The sequence below is a fragment of the uncultured Agrobacterium sp. genome, from assembly GCF_913777885.1.
Classification (GTDB): Bacteria; Pseudomonadota; Alphaproteobacteria; order Rhizobiales; family Rhizobiaceae; genus Agrobacterium.
The window spans coordinates 83,737-102,180 of sequence record NZ_CAJYTV010000018.1 but is presented as its reverse complement, the minus strand read 5'-3'; the positions used below and the strand labels follow the sequence as shown (position 1 = coordinate 102,180).

The window sequence follows — 18,444 nt, the reverse complement described above, 5'->3', positions numbered from 1 at the left end:
GTCCCGCACTCAATAGGAGTTGGGCCAACCTTGTGAGATCGATGTTGCTGCTGGCGACTTTGAGGTTGCGTGTTCGACACAGACAAGAGGAGATTGAAAGGCTTTTTCAATTTTGGGGTTTAAAGATATTGCGGCTTCTTCCTTTGATGCTATTCCTGCGTGTAGCTGATTCTTTCGTGGGGACTGAGGATGAAGAAGATTGTTTGTGTGCTTCTTTTGGCCGTGTTAAGCGCATGCGCAAGGCCTTCTGACGGACCCACGGCAGGAAACATTCGCTCAGCAACGCTACCCAATACGCATGAGAAAATTCCTGTCATCGATCTTGCGAATGCGCCAGCTTCGACGTCAACGGCGAGCATCATGTCCTATTCGGCTGGCCCAGGTCTCGCGGCGTTGCGGAATACGGGTTATAATGCTCAGCGTCTGCGACGCGGCGATGTTGTCGATATTACTGTGCTCGACACTGGCGAAGACGGTCTGTTCTCCTCCACACAGAGCAAGACGCTCAACCTCGGGCGCTTCACTGTCGATCAAAGCGGCAGCGTAAATCTTCCATTCGTGGGCAAGAAGCGGGTCATTGATTCAACGCCGGAAGGCTTGCAGAACCAGGTTGTTGCGGGATTGAAGGGATCTGCGGTCAATCCGCAGGCGGTCGTAACGGTTGTCGACAAGCCGACGAGTGCTGTCATGGTGAGCGGTGCGGTCAAGACTCCGGGTAAAATCCCACTGACAGCGCGGCAGGAGCGTGTTCTCGATGCCATAAGCCAGGCGGGTGGAGCTGGCGTAGCGCCGGGAGCTGCGACTGTCACGATCGTGCGCGGCCAGCAGAGAGCGAGCGCCACCCTTGATCGGGTCATGCGTGAGGACCGGCAGAATGTTCGCTTGTCGCCCGACGACCAGATCATGATCGACGGTGATGCATCCAGTTTCACGGCGCTCGGCGCTTTCAAGAGCGCTGGCGAGTTTCAGTTCGAAACCGGCAAGTTGACCTTGGCGCAGGCCGTCGGTCGCGCGGGCGGCCTCCTCGACGATCGAGCGGACTCCCGTAACGTCTATGTTTTCCGCAGCGAAGAGGTTCCACTCCGCTCTGTCGGTCCTACCGCGTCGAAGGAGCGCGGCGAAGTGCTGACGCAGAAGCGTCCTGTGATCTATCGCGTGAATATGCGTGACGCTTCCAGCATTGCTTTAATGCAGATGTTCCAGATGCAGAAGGGCGATGTTCTTTATGCGAGCAACGCTCCACTTGTTGATGCTGCCAAGCTGCTCACCGTGTTCCAGAAGAGCGTGCCGACGGCAGCTGCGCCTCAGCCAGGAAACTTGAATTAAAGCACCATTCGCGCAGAACTGATGCGGTTTTGCGCGGACCATGGATGGGCGTTAAGGGCGACCGCTTTAGGTGTGACTTTGACCGGTCACAATGCGGTTCCAGTGTGAAAGTTTTCGGATAGCGAGCGGGTGAGGCTGGGCCGTCATTCCGGTATCATTTGAAGAACTTCCCAGGCGCTTTGAGGTCGATCCTCCCGCCGCGTCTGACAGCATCGCTCAATCAGCTCGCTCCATATCATCCGACGTTCGGCTATCCTGCTTGCGATTTTTTCTGCCAGCTTTCCTAGAGCGTAAATGTCCTGCGCTGGGTGGGCCTGCTCACCTCGCCATTGCTCCGGCGCGGCGAATTCCGGGGATCCAGCGCGTTCCAGGCCAATATCTTTATGCCTTGTTCCGATCGGTATGGTGATGCCAAAATCTCCCAGCATCGATCGTTCGAAATGGTTTTCTCTCAGGAAGATGTTGCTTGGTGTCACGTCGCAATGCACAAGTCCCTCTTGATGTATCGCATGGAGCGCAAGGAGAACGCTCCGCAGGATCATGGAGGCTTCTTGTTCATCGAGGAATTGGTCGCTTGGTAACGAAGCGAGCGTCACGGGGTGCCATGGCATCAACAATCCTGGTCTGCCGTCCTCCAGCCTCAGCAAAGCCGATGTCTCGATGATGTTTGGATGCCGAAAACGTAGGCCGGTTTCTGCCTCTCGCCTGAGCGAGTGCGTAAGGACGATGTCGTCGCACCAGGACTGGCGAAGGGTCTTGAGCCCGTGTGATGAGCCGAGATCTATGTGTCGTACATGCAGTATTTCCGTTTGATCGCTTGCAATTGCAACGGCCTCGACAAGAAAGCTGTTTGCAATCCGGCTATGACTTTCTGCGAGCAGGTTCGGTGCCTTTCGGTCGAGCGCATTTCGAACCTGGTCGATCAACTCCATTTCTTCATTGGGCGCACGTCTTGCCTGGTCATCAAATTGGATGGCCTGCCAAAGGTCGGCATAGCGCTGTGCGACAAGGGTGGGGTCGGGGCGCTTATCGCTGGCCAAGGTCGTGACCAATCACGATGGCGCTGATATTGTCTTTAACATTTTCGATCAGCGCTTCCTGGACGAGCGCATTCGCGCAGTCCTCCAGCGCGGTCCCGGACAGGATTTCAGCAACCGCTCTCTCTTTCAGTTGTTGGACAAGCGGGAAGCTGCACAACAGCAACCTGTCGTTCCTCCCCCAGCTTTCTCGACTGATGTCTGGCCGGAACTGCTGGGAATGGCCGATATATTGCGCGAGTGTTTTCTTCATCCCAACAATGACGTGGTCGCGGGTGAGCGAATGCATCGTGCCGTCCCGCAAAAGATAGGCCCTGGCGTCGCCCGACCACAAGACCGCGATCGCGTGATTTGAAATCAAGGCTGTAACGACACTCGCTCCAGGCCGCGGAACACCCTCGGCGACCTGTCGCGAAAGAAGGAGGCTGTTGGCCGTCCCGAGTTTTCCTCTAATCGACTGCGGGTCGATGTCTTGATCGGCCCTTTCTGTCACATCCGCAAGAAGGTTAACGATCAAACGGGCGGCTTCAGCCGCCGGTTGCCCATCGCCGATCCCATCCGCAATGGCAAATAGAGCAGGCCTGCTGGAAACAAAGAGCGAGTCGGCGTTGTTCGACAACTTCGCTCCCGCATGCGTTGCGTAGCTATAGACTATAGAGGCTGGCGCACTCGGTTCAGGCGCCAGGGCTCGTGCGGCTGGCGTGCTCAGCTTGGGAACTGAGGTCCTTGCATCTATTGTCCGATGCTCTTCTTGCGAGTGCGTGGCGGTTTCAGGTGAGTGAGCGCTGTCCTGAAAAAGTCTGACAAAATCTTCTGTGCCAGGTCTACCATCCAGCTTCACGCCTTTCGGCCGACGGGTTTCTTCATCAATCCTCCACCAGAGGCTCGTCGGCTTATCAGGTCTTGCAATGGCAGCAGGAGCATCCTCGTCTACTTTTGGCTTGGGTAAGCGTAGCCGCCTTATCGCAGATGTGAATCGGTGCATGTCGAAATCCTCATTCAACGAGGTTTCAGCCAGGGCCTCAGCAGCCATGAACCAAGTTTCATCCAGATAAAGCGTTCGTGGGTGCAGTCGAAACATAGCGAGTTGCGCCAGAACGACCAATGGATACTTTCGACCAACGCGGTCACGGCTTGGCAGTAGGATGCCGGCATAGGCGCTATCGCTCCACGCGCCGCTTTCCACGATAAAGCGTATGGGTTGAGAGTTGGAGAAGATCGAAGACCAGGACGCACCGTAATGGTCGGCACAGGCATGCATGCCGGCACGCAACCACTCGTCGAGCCTGGCGACAAACTCACGATCAATGCCCTCGGAGATGAAATCTCCGTGGCTTGGTATTTTACCGAAGAAACCGATGCGGTCGCTTTCTGACGCCGCAACGGCAGGCTTCTGGCCTGGCTTGATCATTAGCCGGGCATGACCTGTCGGTGATCCATACCATTATTCATGATGTTCCCCTCCTTGTTAGCTCATGCGCGTCCAGATCAGAATTGTGTTGGGCAGGAAAAGCGCGAGATGGCATCCAGTCTGAATGGGTTGAGGACCGATCCGAACTGAATGTCAAACTCTGCTGTCTGCCCCTCATTCTCGAAACGCGCCCTCATGATATCACCCGTTTGCGTTTCGATTTTTGCGTCGTCGAATAAGCGGAACGGAGACCAGTCGCCATTCTCGATTTTCGCCTGTTGCCAACCTCCTGGCTGGAAGGCGATGCGGGACAAGCTGGCGGAGTTTTCCTTGGACGGCCACTCAATCGACTTCGCCTGGATTGGGCCGTGATAATAGACAACCCGCTCTCCCTCTATTTCCAGCATCACCGCGCTTGATTGCTCGCTCAGCGAGACCGGCTTCACATTGATGGACACCGCCGGAACCTCGCTGCCGTTTGGAAAGAAAGCGCGGGAAATCTTATCTGCGTTTTCGAATTGGGCTATGGCTTCGCTGGGAATGCCAGCCGAGCCGAACGTACCCTTCCAGCTCCATGGCGTTGTGGTCTTGTCTACGAATGGCTCCATGCGCTGCTTGAAGAACGTCTGGAACACGCCCTTCGGTCCAAAAAGACGTGTGAAGTCGGCCATCGCAACATCTCGCGGAGATGCGCGGTCAAAAGGATATCTCCCGGAAACGATAGACGAGCATAGGGATGCGGAGTCCGCTGCCCAAAGATCGGCGATCTGGGTTCTTGCCGATTTTACTGCTAGCGACCCGACATCCGCCGAAACCCCGGCGATCCATATATCGAGCGGTGCAGGCATCTGGCGCGCCTGTTGCAACAGGTCCTGATTTGCCTTCGTCAACTGGCTATCGACATCGAAGACTTTCGCCACCTCGTCGGACGTGGTGGAGGAGCGAGCCAGCTGCTCGTTCAACGTCTTGAGGTTGCCAAGCAACTGTTCGGAAGGAGAGCCAGCCGTGTTATTGTCTGGCGATTGCGCCTCGATCTGAGAGGCTGCGGATTTTTCAGCCAGCATTTCGCGCAGTTGCGCATAGGGATCCACGGCACTAACCGTCGCTGAAAGGATCATCGCAGTCGTATCGCCATCCGCCGTCGAGGCAAGCGTGGTGATGTTTTCGCCGGCATTTGGACGAAGGTCCGTCGCGTCCGCAATAGATTTTGCGGCCTCCATCACGACATTGCGGTCATTGGCAAGAATGCGCGTCGTCTCGACAGCATCTCCCAGCGTCTTCGATGGCTTGACGCGGATGTCCGACAGAACGTCGGCCCAACGCTTTTCAAAACGGTCGAAATAGATTTGCAACGCGGCCTGCGCTACTTGTTCGACGCTTATGCCACGCACGGCATCGTCCGAGCCGCGAACCCACGCTTCCGAGAGCGCCACGCGAGAGGCATAAGCGACTTGCGGGATCACGACATTGCGATAACCATTTGCCGTGAACAATCCCTCGATGCCATCCACCATGGGCGTCTTGCTGCGGCGCTCGAAAGCCTTTTCACCCAGAGGTCCAAATGCCGTGGCCGGAGTCCATTCCGGCAGCGTACGTGCTTGTGGCAGCCCTGCAAGAATATCGTATGCCCGTGCGCCAATACTCTGTCCCTCGATAGTTTCACGCGCTTTGGCTATCAGCCGCGCGTCGAGTTCGATCGGGGCGAGATTGCCAGTGGCAAGGGCTCGGGCATGGGCATTGAGAGATTCACGTGCAGCCGCTCTACCATCCCCTGGGTAAAGGGACGCGAACATGTCCTCGGCCTGGACGGTCAGGAAATCGCGATCCAAAGTGCCCAATCCGCCCAGCATGCCGTAAAGCTTTAGCGAATTGAACGTTCGCGTGACGTCCTTTTCATCCTCCAGCTGTTTTTGCAATTGTACGATCATGCGCGGCAGAAGGAGTGCATTGAGGGCGCGTTGATAGGCGTCGCGTTGCCGTCCGGCGATCTTGTCTTTCTGATCGAGACCGAAGCCGACGTTCCAGAGGCGTTCCCTGGAAAAGCCGGAGCTGGCATCACGCAAGTTGTCCAGGGCAGGCATGATGCGCAGAAAATCTGCGTCGGATACATCCCGGACGGGAATGCCCTGTACGAGCCGCTCGTAGGTATCCAGCTTTCGGTCTGCTTCAGCAAGAGCCTGCGTGTTGGAGTAATAGGTACTGATCCAGCCGGTAAAGACGACTGCGATGAAGACTGCGGCAACGCCATAGGCGATACGACGCACTAGCCGCTGCCGACCCGAAAGACGCTTGTCTCGCATCACCAGTGCGGCTTCCGGGAAAATGACGTCCTTGAAAAGCCGTGAAAGAAAATAGCTGCGCCGTGCCCGTGTGGTGGCAGTGTCCAACTCCTGTTGGGTACCGGAGGCGAAGTAGACGCCGCGTAGAAGAGGAGCTTCGATGAGGGGCGAACTGGCGCAAAGCTCGCTCAAGGCGTCGTGCAGCCGGTCTTTTAACTTGGCGAGTTCTGCCGGGAAGCGGAAGATGCGACCCCGGATCTCCGCATTCTGCTCCTGCTGGAGCCGCTCGATGAGCATGGCATCCACGCGCTGCTGAAGAAGCTCGAATTCTTCCAGGAAACGTTGGGGCAGAGACTGGGACGTATAGCTCTCATCGAGCTTGAAGGTCGCACCCCAAACCTGCTGGCGGTCGGTCTTGTTGAAGCCGTCGAAGAACTCGACGAAACCGTCCAGCAAGTCGGCCTTGGTCAGCACCAGATAGACCGGTACGCGGGCATGGAGATATTCGTCGAGCTCGGATAGGCGCTGGCGAAGTGAACGCAATTCCTGCCGCTGTTCTTCCGGATCGCGCGTCATAAGATCGTGAATCGAAAGTGTGATAAGGGCTCCGTTGATTGGCTGAGAGCGACGATAGCGGCGCAGGAGATTGAGGAAACCTTCCCAGCCGGCCTTCGAAGATCCGTCTAGATCGTCCTGTGTCGTATAGCGCCCGGCTGTGTCGATGAGAATTGCTTCATCTGAGAACCACCAGTTGCAATTGCGCGTTCCGCCAACACCTCTCACGGCATTTTCGCCAAGGGCATCGCCCAACGGAAATTGCAGGCCGGAGTTGGTCAGTGCTGTGGTCTTGCCTGATCCAGGTGCGCCGAAGATGACGTACCATGGCAGATCGTAGATATAGCCGAAGCGCTTTTTGGTGATGCGCCGCAGAAGCGCCAGTGCTTCTTTGAGCCGCGTCTGGATCTCGCCCACTTCAGCGTTGCGATTGGCAAGCGCTTCCTGTTCAAGGCTATCGATCAGTTCCTTGTCCTGCTTGCGGGCCCGGAACATGGCGATCGCAATATAGACGACCCAAATGGCGAGGACTGCGCCAATAGCGATAAGCCGCGCCTGCGTGGTGCCGAACGGCTTGAAATCACCGAATGCAACCAGATAGCCGTAAAACCAGATGACGACGCAAAGCGCTATGGCCCAGAGAAGCGATATGAAGCGACGCCCGACGAGTGAGGCATAGCTTTCGACATAAGCTCGGATCGTATAAAAGTAACTCAGCGGGTTCATTGCTGGGCTCCTGGCTGCTGTCCGGGCGTCGTTGTGATGGTCGGCGAGAGAATGCCGGCATCGCTCAGTTTTTCATCCGGATTGGTCAGCACCATGATTTCAGTTCGGCGGTTCATCTCACGACCCTCGGGCCTAGCGTTATCTGCAATTGGATCGCTGTCGGCGCGCCCCTCGGTGAGAATTGCCTCCGGGCCTGTAAACTGCGAGAGAATATCACCCACCGCCTTGGCGCGTGCTTCGGATAGATGCCAGTTGGACGGGAACTGAACCGTCTTGATCGGCACATTGTCTGTATAGCCGATGACGACGGCGCGGAATTTCTCCGCCGACAGCGCGCCGCCGATACGCTGGATCAGATCGCGGAACTTCGGGCTGACTTCGGCGCTGCCGGTCTCGAAGAGCCCGGAATTGTTGATGCGTACCCGCAAACGCCCATTGACTTCGGCCAGCGTCACCAGCTTCTCCTGAACTTCAGGCTCCAGGAACTCCATCAGCTTCTGGAGTCTGGAAGGCTCAGGCGGTTTCACCACAGGAGGCACTTCTGCGACCTTCGGTGGCTGCTCTTTTATTGCAGGCGGTTCGGGCGGTGGAGCGATCAGCACGCTTGGCGTTTGCGACGGCGGTAGCTTTGCAAGCCGCTCGAAGGTGGCATCGGATGCGTCGTTGAGAGACAGCGTGAAGAACAGGTAGCCAAGCGCGAAGGCAAGCGCGAGGACCGACAGTAATGTCCATAGTGCCGACATGGTTTTAAGCGGCGTATGTCGTGCTTCGACACCCTGCCAATGGGGAGAAAGTTCGCGTTCGAAGACGCCATACTGGCCGATCAGGGTTTTGTAGAGACTGTCTCGAATGCGGGCGAGCTCAAGCGCGCCTTTGGGAGAAACGCGGGTACGCCCTTCGAATGCAAGCGAAAGGCATAGATAGATCAGCAGCAGCAGATCTTTGTTGGCGCCAGGCGACTGGTGAAAATGATCGAGGATGTCGAAAACCCTGTCACCTCCCGTCACATCATTGTGGAAGGTGGAGACGAGGCCCGAGCGAGCCCAGCCCGCCCTGACGCCCCAAGGTTTGCTAAGGATCACATCGTCCACAGTGGCACAAACCACATAATGGGCGGCTCTTGCCCGTTCCGGGCTGATGCGGGCGGAGGCAAGGTCGCGCTCGTAGCGGGTGATCGCCTCAAGGCAAGCGCGCCGCAGATGATCCGGATCCGGCTGCACATCGCTGAAACGAAGCATATGGGCAAGATTGAGAAGCGGTGCGGCGGACTGGACCAACGTCGGCACGTCTTCGCCGCCGAAACGGAAATTTGTCAGGAGCGCGTCTATTGGCAGGGCGCCCATCTGGCCATGTGCTCGTCCACTCGCCTCGTTCGGCTCGATGATATCGTCCAGTAACGCCGCCATGTTACGAGCGTTCTGGTTGCGCTGACGGCTTTCCTCGGTGATTTCGACCACCGTCGGCAGATCCTGCCAAGAGGAGGACTTTTGGTCACTCATTCGCGTAACGCCCACATTTCCAATTCAAGCCCGGGAAAGTCGCCTGCAAGATGCAGAGCGATTGCGCCGGAGGTCTCGAGTTGTTTCCACAAAGGTGCTTTGGTATCGATTTCGAAGTAGATGGTGCCGGAGCGGTAAGGCAGCTGGCGCGGAAGGACCGGCAGAGAGCGCACCGGAATACCCGGCAGCGCAACGTTGACCAGTTCCGAAATTCGCTCGACCGGGCCAACCTTGATCTGCGCTGGCAGCCTGCGACGAATGTCCTCCGCTGGCATGTCGGCCCGTACCGCAAGCACGAAGCCTGCGTCGCGCAAAAGTCCACGGTCATGAATAGTTCCGACCCGCACGCCATGTCGACGCTCGACCAGATCGATTGCGACCGCAGCCTGTTCGAGAACTGCGGAAAGCGACGCCCGCAGGTCATCGAAGACCGCGCCGAAGCTCGCTTTAAGATCGTCGTGGCGATAAGGGGGAAAGTCGGTCGCACGCTTCTTTTCCGTCGTGAAGGTGGCAAGCTCACCCGCAAGCTGCAGGCACTCCTCATAGAAGCGGATTGGATGGATGCGGGTGGCGTTTGCGCCAAGATGGGCCAGCAGCGGATCTGCTCGGTTGAGAATCTGCAGCAGAAAGTAATCGCCGACCTCAGCCGTGCCGCGGATCGTCGGATCGCCGATACGCTCGGAAATTGCCTGCGCGCGATGTCGAACGATACCCAGAAGCTCCGTCATCATCTCGGTGAGGCGGGATGATCCTGCGCAATTCAGGCTGGGTGGAATGAAGTCGGGATCGAGGATGACTGCACGATCGGATCGCACTTCGATAACGCGTGCCAACCCTATGAGGTCGTAGCCGGAGACGTCGTCGCCGGTCTTCAGGAATTTGAGACTGAGGCGACCGACGTTGATCGGCGCGACAAAATCGGTATCCACATTGGCGTCAGTCGCCTCGTAGTTTGAGGCGACGAAACGCACGCTGTTGGTTTCCTGCCTTGAAGCCGAGGACATATCAGCCTTGCCGGGTTGGCGGGCAGGAAGCGCCAGATAAACAGTAGCGTTCTTGACAGTTTCATCCAGTTCAAGGGGAGGGGGCAGGTCCGTATCGCCAGGCGCTTCAAACGGTGTGCCATCGGGCAGGATGCCACGGACATTCGACAACGCGAATTGGCCGATTGCAAGGGCGCTACGGTCGATCCCAATTTCCGCGACACCCCAGGGATAGGCCGAAAGGTTGCGCGTTGTATTGCGCACCAATCGCTCGGTCCAGCGATCGGCCTGCTGGAAATGTTGAACGCGAAGGAACATGCCCTCGCTCCAGGCAACGCGATTTTCATGCCTCATGTTGCTTGCCTACCCCCTGGTACCTTGCTTTTTCACGCATTGTGTCATCCTGCTCGTAATCTCCGCCGAGCGCTGCGCGCTGGAGGAATTGCCGGATCGACAGCTGACGACCGTTTTCTTCAAATTGTTTCTTGTAAAAATCCCAATAGTCAGGCCTTGAAACGATACCGCGCCAGTCCTTGCGTTCGATCTTGGAGCGCAGGTCGTTACCGGCATCGGCCTTGGCTTCCAGCAGTCTCGGCTCAAGTCTCTGCGTGGAGACGCGCATCAGATTTTCCAGTGACGTCGAGAGAAGCCTCTGTTGGAGAATGATTGCTTCCAGCCTTGCCGCGATACTCGCCTCTTGCGAAAGATCAATTGCTTCGGTCGCGATATCGAGCGCCGCCATGCAGTCCGCGCACTCCCTTTCGAGTTGGGCTAGCAAATCCTTCAGCTCGCTCTCCGGAGTTGACGATTGTGGTTCCAGGAGTTGCGTGTCGGGCAGGTCCTCCGGCCCGGCAAAGACGGTCTCGAACTCCTCTTGGGCGTCTACCGACGGTCGTGAGACCTTGACGGGGATATTGAGCGCGTCAATATGCTCGTGGCGGCTGCTCTCAACCGGCTCTTCATTCCAATCGTCAGGAAGGACAGCGCCGATACCGTTCGACGACGGAGGTGCGTTCCAGCCGATTTCCACGTTTCGGGAGATCGACCTTCCCTTCTTGAGGTACGCGTGGTCGTCCTCCAGCCAATCTGCGTTAGCGTCTGCGTTGCCGAGCACCCCGCGTGCCGAGCGTCCGCCAGGTGCAATATCGGAGAGTATGGCGGAGATCGTCAGCTCCTCGTTGCTGACCCTCAGCGTCTGGTCGGGATCGCCGAAATCCATGTCAGGCTCGCCGACGATGGCGACTTCGAAGGACTGGTTGCCGATCTCGATTTGCGATCCGTCGTTTAGCGCAGCGGATTGGCCTTCGAGCAGCAGTCGGCCATCGACAAGAGTGCCATTTGCGCTCTGATCGATAATGGAAAACCCCTGACCGTCGCGCTTGAGCGTGCAATGGAGCTTGGAAACGCGCCGTTCGCCATCAGCGATTTGCCAGTCACAATCGTTCGATCGTCCCAGCACGCGCTTGCCATGTTCGAAGCTCCAGCGCGAAGGCTGGATGCTGCCATCCTGTTGCCTTTGCTTCAGGACGAGTTTCATGTTGCAACTCCCAGCCGACCGAGTGCCGTACCCTCGCGCTCGGTAACAATAGCATCCGCGCTGTCTTTGCCTGCAGGGGCTATGCGCGCCCAACTGTTCCAACCAAGCCGCGCTGGGCTGGCGCTGTTGCCCAGCTGGCAAAATGGAATGTCTTCCTTCCTGAGGATCACCTGCACGTCGAATTCCAGCGCGCTACCGGTGAAAAGCCGTGTCAGTGCGAAAATTTCCGAGAGTCGGCGGGAGCCCGGCGAAAGCGCGAGATAGTCGGCATAACAGACCGGGCCGACGACGATGCGGAAGCCTCCGGCAAAGTCTTCGATACTGCTACCGGCTGTCGTGTTCTGTCCCAGAAGCAGCCCGCCGGGTTGACCCAATTGGCTCTGCTCGCTATTGGGGATGGATACCCAACGACGGCGGAACTGTTCGACTTTGACCGGCAGACCGGTAAATTCGCAAAGCATTGAGGTCAGCGCCGTGGCATTCCTCGTGCGGTTTGAAAGCAGCCCGCTGAAGCGAAGCATGACGTCCTGTTTGACACCCGCATTTTTGGCAATTCCCTTGGTACGAAAGCCGGTTAACGCCAGCAGTGTCTTGCTAAACTGGCTGTCGCGTCGATCGTCCGACCAACGAAGCCTGCGTGCGAGACGATATTTTTCTGTCGCGTAAACAAAGAGTTCGCTGAAACGGGTGGCGAACAGGTTGAAGAAACTCGCAAGTGCCTTAGAGCGGTTGCGTTCTTCTTGCTGGATAAGTTCGTTATAGGCAGGAGGCAGTGAGCCGAGCGGTCCAACGATAGGAACGAGCGCCGAGCGCAGTTCAGCATCCTCTCCCTTCTTGCGAAAACCGCCGACGAAAGCCGTAATCGGGTTTGTTCCTCCATGGGAGCCTACGACCAGTCTTTCTTCATCCGTAATATGTTGTGCAACACGAAAGGCGGTCGCGGGATCGAAGCGACCGGGGTCAGTGCTGAGGAGTACCTCCTGCTTATGTTTCAGGCTTTCTGCTTGCGTTGGCATGGACACTCCTAAACCAGCGGGCGGTCTGCCGCGCGCGCGGGCCACAGGGCGATAGGTTCGGATTGGCCGCGCATGGTCACCGTCAAGCGGGTAAAGCTGTTGATCGAGGTATAGAGCCCGAAGAAATGATTGAGCACGCCTGCAAAAACATATGCCGCTGGCCTGTCGATCAGGGCTGGATCGAACTCAAGCGTCACGTCCGTTCCGGGCACCATGGCAGCACCAAGCCTGGCGTGTGAATTGCGGGCCTGGACATTAGATATGGCTTCGACAAGCTGACGCGTCTCAGGTGAATCCCGAAACGCGTAGAGCGAGAGAATATCTTTAAGTGCCGCTCCGCCACTATCGAACAGGGAGAGGTGGTTCAAAAGGAGATGCGAGACTAGCCGCCATTCGCGGGCGCTGCGCTCGTTCATGCGAACGGCGGGTGTCGGTGGCATCAGCGCCTGTATCGACTGCACAGCCTCGTTGCCGGCGGAAAGTTGCAGGTGGGGATGCCCGCCACCGAAGGGCAACTGGCTTGGTAACTCTCGGTTGATGCACAAAGTATCGATGCTGGCGACGATATCGATTGGTCCCAGCGGCCCGCGCTTTTCGTCTACAAAAGCTATGTCGGTATCAGAGGAGCCGTCATCCTCGTCAAAGCGACGATATGTTTGCCAGAAAACATTCGAACCATTGTTTTTTTGCGTACGACCGAAGAAAGGAGAGGTCTTTTCAATCGCCCCGTCGCGGGTTGTCAGTTGGACGTTTTCGACCGAGTAGATTTCACGCGTTCGCTGGCGGCGGGCATCCGGCAAAAGCCGGTACTCTGTTCTTGTGCCATCCAGGCTCAAAGGCTCACAACTCTGTTGGAAGAGATTGATGACCGGTGAAGCGTTCAGCACGAAGTCCCTGGCTGAAACCAAGCGCTCTAGTCGGGTATCCGCCGCGTTCAGATAGATATATAACTCGCAGTCGCCACCGGCCCAGCGCTCGACACCGTGTATGTCGAGGAAGAGAAACTTCTGCGGTAAAGCAAAGAACTCGGTCAGAAGCCGATAGCCGTCAAAACTGTTGGCGGGATACGGCAGCATGGCCTGGTCGCGCGCAAAGCCGGAAGGCTTTAGGTAATTTGGCGGAAGAAAGACGGCTTGCGGATCTTCCGCGTGACGCGCCAGCGCCATTCCGACGCAATGGTTCGCGAGCAACTCATGAAGCGCCGTTGCCTGTTGCCAGGCCGAGGAAATGAAAAGCTGCAGCCTCTTGAGCCCCATTTCCTGAAAAGTCGACGGGCGCGGAGATGTGGTGCGCAGCGAAAGACGCAGGCAACTGGCCGCACCCGCCGAAGCAGAGGAGAATGGTGCGTCGATAGGCTGGCCGGAAAGGACCGCGCTCGAAATGGTCAGTGGCACGATTTCTACATTCTGCGTGGTGCGAAATCGGCAGCTCTCTCCATTGATCGGTTCTGCAAGAATTTCACTGTGGCGGGCAAGCGTCTGTACCGCCGCGAGAGACGCGCTCGGTTCGAACTGGACGATGCTCATGGACGGGAGCGGTGCCAGATAATGAGGGTAAAGCGTTTCGAGCAGGCTGTCCGAGAGCTCGGGAAATTCATCGTCCAGCTTCTGTCTCACGCGAGCTGCTGAGTAGGCAAAGCTTTGGATCAATCGCTCCACATGGGGATCGTCGGCAACATCGCCCGTCATGCGCAGACGGCCCGCGATTTTGGGGAAGGCAGCGGCAAAGCGCGAGGCACGCTTTCTCAGCGCATAAAGTTCGTCATTATATTTCTCGAGAAAGCCATCAGCCATTGGCGGCCTCCACATGGAAGCGCTGTGTCGACGGGTCGATCTTGGATTCAAAGCTGATTGGCGGCATGCCCTCATGCAGGCGGAAGGTCGCCTGAATTCTCATTCTCAGTGCACGTTCACCCTCCATGCGGTTCTTGAGGATGGTGACCCGCACATCGGACAGTCTGGTTTCGAACATCGAGATACGGCGCTCTATGCTCTGAGCAAGTTTTTCCTTGGATGCATCCGTCACGAGGTTGGCAGACAAAACACCATCCATACCGTAGGAGACCAGAGCGTCATTGAGTTCCTTCAGGAAGCCCGGCGGGCCGGCGGGATTTCGGCGGGTGTTCAAAAGCGCTTCGAGGTCACGACGTATCACCTCCCGCATTTCCCTGACCTGATCCGAAAGGCTGACCAGCGGATCTCCATCCACGTCCGGCGCATCGTCCAGCAGCCTGTCCAGTACCGAGCGGGACAGCGTTCTCTGCTTCGGCCGATATTGCTCCAGCGGATCAACCACGCGCGATCTTCCTTTCGTCTTTTGCAGGAGACGCGGTAATGCTCGTAATTTCGTGGAACGGCATCAGATCATCACCGACCAAAAAGCATCGCTGCCCCTGACCCGTGACCAATGGGCTGCTGTCTTCGTCCCAGCGAGTCTCCCGCCCAAGCAGTAGAACTGCGGCCTTGTCCTCGCCATGATAGATGGCGGGAACGAGTATCGATGCGACTGCGCCATCCTTGAGTGTCAGTTCGGCGTCGCGATAGGCGAGATCGCGTGGACGGGTCATCGCTCCGATCGTCAGGCTTTCAATCCGGTCGAAACCGATCCAGAGATACCTACCGCCATTGGTCAGAACTTCAAGTGCGTGCGGAACACGATCGTCGAGATCCCGGATATCGCTGACTTTTTTGCCATTGACGAACATCGAAACGTCGCCACGTTTTTCATCCAACTCGCTTAGGGTGTCGGCACATTCGATGATGTTGCTCTCGCGCGCCGCGATGTTCGCCTTGATCGCCAGTTGATCCAGTTCGCTCGGACCGCTTGGAAATTCCGGCACTGCACCCTTCGTAAACCATGCATCACGCGCCGCCATGGCGCGCAATTGTTGGCGAAGGAGCGAAAATCCGACGCTGTCCTGGGGCGAGAACGTCGCAGCCAGACCGCACTGAGCATCTGCCTTTTCGTAGTCGCGGGCGAGGATTAGCAGGTCGATATAGAGGTGTCGGGCTTCCTTGTCTGACGGTGAGGACTTCACCTGGTCCTTGGCAAGCGAAAGCGCGGTATCGATCTGGTTTTCGTCGAGGAGGCTGGAAATGTCGGCGCGCAAGTTCATGCGGAAATCCTTTTCGGCTCGGCCGATGTCCATTGCGTGGACGCGGACGGTGTCGCCGTTTCGGCGATCAGGTGGAAACTGGTGGACACGTCGTCCAGCTGGAAGTGCGGCTGGATCCGCACGGTACAGGAGAAGCTGCCGGGTTTGCCAGGAATCTCGAACACAGTGATACCCGCGGATCGCAGGGGATAGCGTGTTCGAAGAGAGGTTTCAGCATCGTCATTGCCGAGCGTGTAGGAGGACAACCAGGCTTCGAGTTTGCGCTCGATCGCGGTTGCGTCGCTCAGTTGACCGATGTCGTCGCGCATGATGACCTTGAGGTAGTGCGAAAAGCGGGAGGCGCAGAGCACATATTGCAACATGGCGGCGATACGGGCGTTCTGGCGGGCACTTTCGCTGACATAATGTCCCGGGGCATGCAGCGATTGATTTGCATTGAAGATCGCCATGCTTGAAAGATAAGTGGTGGAAATCGGGACGAGACCCAGGTCGGAGAATTGTTGCTCCTGGCCAGTCGTCAACTGCACCTCGACCGGTGGCTGCGCGGAGAGGCCATTGCTCTCCAGCCCAAAGTCAAGCGGTGGGAGCTGATAGGCCGAGAGCATGCCTCCGTCGATGCCGTCTTGCGTCACCCCACGTATGTCGGCGAACCAGCCGCTGTCGATAAAGTTACGCACGACGATTGTGCCGAAGGCGAAAGCCGGATTGCCCCATAGAAGGGTCGTGCCGTCTTCGGCGATATGCTCCTGAAAAGGAAAAGGATCGTTCCGGCGTCTGGAAAAGGCCCTATAGGGTGGGCGCATCAAGATCCGGGGCGCGACCAAGCCGATGAACCGGCAATCGTCGCGGGCCCTGAGCGCGTTCCACCTTAGGCGAGACTTTTCCTGCCTTAACCACGAAAAATCGTGAACCCTGCTCATCTCGGAAAAATCCTGCAACCCCACGGCTTCCGGCGAGGCTGCGGCAATGAATGGGCAGAAGGCTGCGGCCGCGACCATGCCTATCTGCGAAAGCGCCGTAACACAGTCGGCCCCATCCTTGCTGTCGGGCGAGAATGCATAATCGCCGATCATGATGCCTATTGGCTCGCCACCCGGCATGCCAAATTCGCGATTGTAGACGATCTCGAAAAGTTGACTCTGATCAAAGTCAGTTGCTTTTTCGAGGTTGCGTGATAGTTCCCGCCAGCTGGCATTCAACAGCTTAACCTTGACCTCGTCGCTGCGCGACGCTTCTCGCACGATCATGGCAAGACCGCGCCACCTTGCTTCCATCGATTGGAAATCGGCGTGATGCAAAATGGCATTGACCTGCTCGTTCAGCGCATCGTCAATAAAGGCGATGAGCTGATCGACCAGACTGCGGGCGTCCGTGAAGGACTTTGGCGCCATGAGAAACGCTCCGAGGAAAGGGCGGGACGGACGGCACGCACCCGCCTTCTAGGGTTCAGTTCTTGGATGGGATGCGAGCGACCATACGAAGCGAGGTGGTCAATTCTTCCATCTGCAACCACGGACGCATCCATGCGACTGCGTTATAGGCACCGGGCTTTCCCGGCACTTCCTGAACAGTGACCTTGGCTTCTCGCAACGGATATTTCGCCCGGCTTTCTTCGCCCGCTTGCTCATTGGCATTGACGTAATTGGAGATCCAGCGATTGAGCCAGACTTCACAGTCCGACGCTTCCATGAAGGAGCCGATCTTGTCGCGTCCCATGACCTTGAGGTAATGCGCGAAGCGGGACGTCGCCATAATATAGGGCAGACGAGCCGAAACAGCGGCATTGGCAGTTGCTTCCGGACGGTCGTACAGCTTCGGCTTATGTGCTGTCTGCGCGCCGAAGAATACCGCGTAATCCGTATTCTTGTAGTGGCAGAGTGGGAGAAAACCGAGTTTTCCGAGCTCGGCATCGCGGCGGTCGGTGATTCCCACCTCTGTTGGGCATTTTAGATCGAGATCGCCATCGTCGCTGGAGAAGACGTGCATGGGGAGATTTTCGACCTTGCCGCCATTTTCAGCGCCGCGGATAGCTGTACACCAGCCGTGCTTGGCAAAGGCGTCAGTAAGCTTGGTGCCCATCACGTAAGCCGCGTTCATCCAGCAATATTCATCGTGCTTCAGATCGCCATTCGCCGCTCCCCTGGTTTCGTCGTAATTGAATTCATCGACAGGATTGGTCTTGGGACCATAGGGCATCCGCGCGAGCACGCGTGGCAAAGCCAGCGTCACGAAGCGGGAATCATCGCTTTCGCGAAAACTGCGCCATTTTGCATACTCCACCGTGTCAAAAATCTTTTCCAGGTCCCGGGGGCGTGCGAGATCGCGATAGTCTTCGAAGCCGAACATGCGCGGGCTTGCGGCTGAGATGAAGGGTGCGAAGGCCGCTGCCGCAATCGCGGAAACGCCCTGGAGCGTCTGGACGTCATCAAAGGAATTGTCGAATTCGTAGTCACCGATGATAGCGCCGACCGGCTCTCCGCCCGGGGTTCCGAACTCATCTTCATAGATCGACTTGAAGAGACGGGACTGGTCGAACTCGACTGCCTTTTCGAGATCGCGCGAGATTTCCCGTTTGCTCGCATTCATCACGCGGATCTTGAGATTGACGCTCGTTTCGGAATTCTTGACCAGATAGTTCAATCCGCGCCATGTGCCTTCAAGCTTGGCGAATTCCGCAGACTGCATGATGGCAGCCAATTGCTCCGAAATTGTCTTGTCCAACTCCGCAATGGCACGGTTCAGGGTCACTGTCAGGTTACGGTCGTATTTGACGGTACCCTTAAGGGCTTGGTCCGTCAGGGTGCGCAGCAGATTTTGCGCACGGTCAGGTTCAGTTTGCCTCGTGGCGGCAACCACCTTGGACAAGAGACCCTGGTCTTCTGTACTCGTGACCTGTGTGTCGCCTTTCAGCAGGCTTTCGGCGCTCATGTTTCAATCCTTCCTATTGCGGCTAGTTCTGC

Annotated in this window: 13 protein-coding genes; 1 reads left to right on the top strand and 12 read right to left on the bottom strand. The window is 57.2% G+C overall.

Annotated elements, in window-relative coordinates; genetic code table 11:
- Positions 1-189: 189 nt before the first annotated feature.
- On the top strand, positions 190-1,326 hold the full coding sequence (locus tag QZ869_RS17345; RefSeq protein ID WP_363315907.1) for a polysaccharide biosynthesis/export family protein: 1,137 nt from the start codon (positions 190-192) through the stop codon (positions 1,324-1,326).
- Between the two features lie 143 nt (positions 1,327-1,469).
- Here QZ869_RS17345 and QZ869_RS17340 read toward each other — a convergent pair whose 3' ends face one another.
- From QZ869_RS17340 to tssC (QZ869_RS17285), 12 genes are all read right to left on the bottom strand, one after another.
- Entirely contained in the window at positions 1,470-2,366 is an 897-nt protein-coding gene (locus QZ869_RS17340; RefSeq protein ID WP_296106207.1) for a protein kinase, read from the bottom strand.
- The gene (tagF, locus tag QZ869_RS17335) at positions 2,353-3,774 is read right to left on the bottom strand and encodes a type VI secretion system-associated protein TagF (RefSeq protein WP_296106205.1); all 1,422 of its coding nucleotides are present in this window, start codon (positions 3,772-3,774) and stop codon (positions 2,353-2,355) included. Before tagF ends, QZ869_RS17340 begins: the two co-directional genes overlap by 14 nt.
- A gap of 77 nt (positions 3,775-3,851) precedes the next feature.
- Positions 3,852-7,334: a type VI secretion system membrane subunit TssM gene (gene tssM, locus QZ869_RS17330; RefSeq protein ID WP_296106203.1), complete on the bottom strand. Its 3,483-nt coding sequence runs from the start codon at positions 7,332-7,334 to the stop codon at positions 3,852-3,854.
- The gene (gene tssL, locus QZ869_RS17325; protein ID WP_296106201.1) at positions 7,331-8,833 is read right to left on the bottom strand and encodes a type VI secretion system protein TssL, long form; all 1,503 of its coding nucleotides are present in this window, start codon (positions 8,831-8,833) and stop codon (positions 7,331-7,333) included. The genes tssM and tssL overlap by 4 nt, the downstream gene beginning before the upstream one ends.
- Complete coding sequence (gene tssK, locus QZ869_RS17320; RefSeq protein WP_296106199.1) at positions 8,830-10,170, bottom strand: type VI secretion system baseplate subunit TssK; 1,341 nt, start codon at positions 10,168-10,170, stop codon at positions 8,830-8,832. The genes tssL and tssK overlap by 4 nt, the downstream gene beginning before the upstream one ends.
- The gene (locus tag QZ869_RS17315; RefSeq protein ID WP_296106197.1) at positions 10,160-11,353 is read right to left on the bottom strand and encodes an FHA domain-containing protein; all 1,194 of its coding nucleotides are present in this window, start codon (positions 11,351-11,353) and stop codon (positions 10,160-10,162) included. The genes tssK and QZ869_RS17315 overlap by 11 nt, the downstream gene beginning before the upstream one ends.
- On the bottom strand, positions 11,350-12,369 hold the full coding sequence (gene tssG / locus QZ869_RS17310; protein ID WP_296106194.1) for a type VI secretion system baseplate subunit TssG: 1,020 nt from the start codon (positions 12,367-12,369) through the stop codon (positions 11,350-11,352). The genes QZ869_RS17315 and tssG overlap by 4 nt, the downstream gene beginning before the upstream one ends.
- An 8-nt stretch (positions 12,370-12,377) precedes the next feature.
- Positions 12,378-14,162 (bottom strand): type VI secretion system baseplate subunit TssF, encoded by a 1,785-nt coding sequence (gene tssF, locus QZ869_RS17305; RefSeq protein ID WP_296106192.1) that lies wholly within the window; start codon positions 14,160-14,162, stop codon positions 12,378-12,380.
- The gene (tssE, locus tag QZ869_RS17300; RefSeq protein ID WP_296106191.1) at positions 14,155-14,664 is read right to left on the bottom strand and encodes a type VI secretion system baseplate subunit TssE; all 510 of its coding nucleotides are present in this window, start codon (positions 14,662-14,664) and stop codon (positions 14,155-14,157) included. The genes tssF and tssE overlap by 8 nt, the downstream gene beginning before the upstream one ends.
- Positions 14,657-15,484 (bottom strand): type VI secretion system accessory protein TagJ, encoded by an 828-nt coding sequence (locus QZ869_RS17295; protein WP_296014157.1) that lies wholly within the window; start codon positions 15,482-15,484, stop codon positions 14,657-14,659. The genes tssE and QZ869_RS17295 overlap by 8 nt, the downstream gene beginning before the upstream one ends.
- A complete protein-coding gene (tssC, locus tag QZ869_RS17290; protein ID WP_296014159.1) occupies positions 15,481-16,875 on the bottom strand; it encodes a type VI secretion system contractile sheath large subunit in 1,395 nt (464 codons plus the stop codon). The genes QZ869_RS17295 and tssC (QZ869_RS17290) overlap by 4 nt, the downstream gene beginning before the upstream one ends.
- 55 nt (positions 16,876-16,930) lie before the next feature.
- Positions 16,931-18,412: a type VI secretion system contractile sheath large subunit gene (gene tssC / locus QZ869_RS17285; protein WP_296037851.1), complete on the bottom strand. Its 1,482-nt coding sequence runs from the start codon at positions 18,410-18,412 to the stop codon at positions 16,931-16,933.
- Positions 18,413-18,444: the final 32 nt, after the last annotated feature.

Coding starts and splice junctions, on each gene's coding strand:
- tssC (WP_296037851.1), bottom strand. CDS start 18,412: ATGAGCGCCGAAAGCCTGCTGAAAGGCGACACACAGGTCACGAGTACA.
- tssF (WP_296106192.1), bottom strand. CDS start 14,162: ATGGCTGATGGCTTTCTCGAGAAATATAATGACGAACTTTATGCGCTG.
- QZ869_RS17345 (WP_363315907.1), top strand. CDS start 190: ATGAAGAAGATTGTTTGTGTGCTTCTTTTGGCCGTGTTAAGCGCATGC.
- tssL (WP_296106201.1), bottom strand. CDS start 8,833: ATGAGTGACCAAAAGTCCTCCTCTTGGCAGGATCTGCCGACGGTGGTC.
- QZ869_RS17295 (WP_296014157.1), bottom strand. CDS start 15,484: ATGAACTTGCGCGCCGACATTTCCAGCCTCCTCGACGAAAACCAGATC.
- tssM (WP_296106203.1), bottom strand. CDS start 7,334: ATGAACCCGCTGAGTTACTTTTATACGATCCGAGCTTATGTCGAAAGC.
- QZ869_RS17315 (WP_296106197.1), bottom strand. CDS start 11,353: ATGAAACTCGTCCTGAAGCAAAGGCAACAGGATGGCAGCATCCAGCCT.
- tssC (WP_296014159.1), bottom strand. CDS start 16,875: ATGGCGCCAAAGTCCTTCACGGACGCCCGCAGTCTGGTCGATCAGCTC.
- tagF (WP_296106205.1), bottom strand. CDS start 3,774: ATGATCAAGCCAGGCCAGAAGCCTGCCGTTGCGGCGTCAGAAAGCGAC.
- tssG (WP_296106194.1), bottom strand. CDS start 12,369: ATGCCAACGCAAGCAGAAAGCCTGAAACATAAGCAGGAGGTACTCCTC.
- tssK (WP_296106199.1), bottom strand. CDS start 10,170: ATGAGGCATGAAAATCGCGTTGCCTGGAGCGAGGGCATGTTCCTTCGC.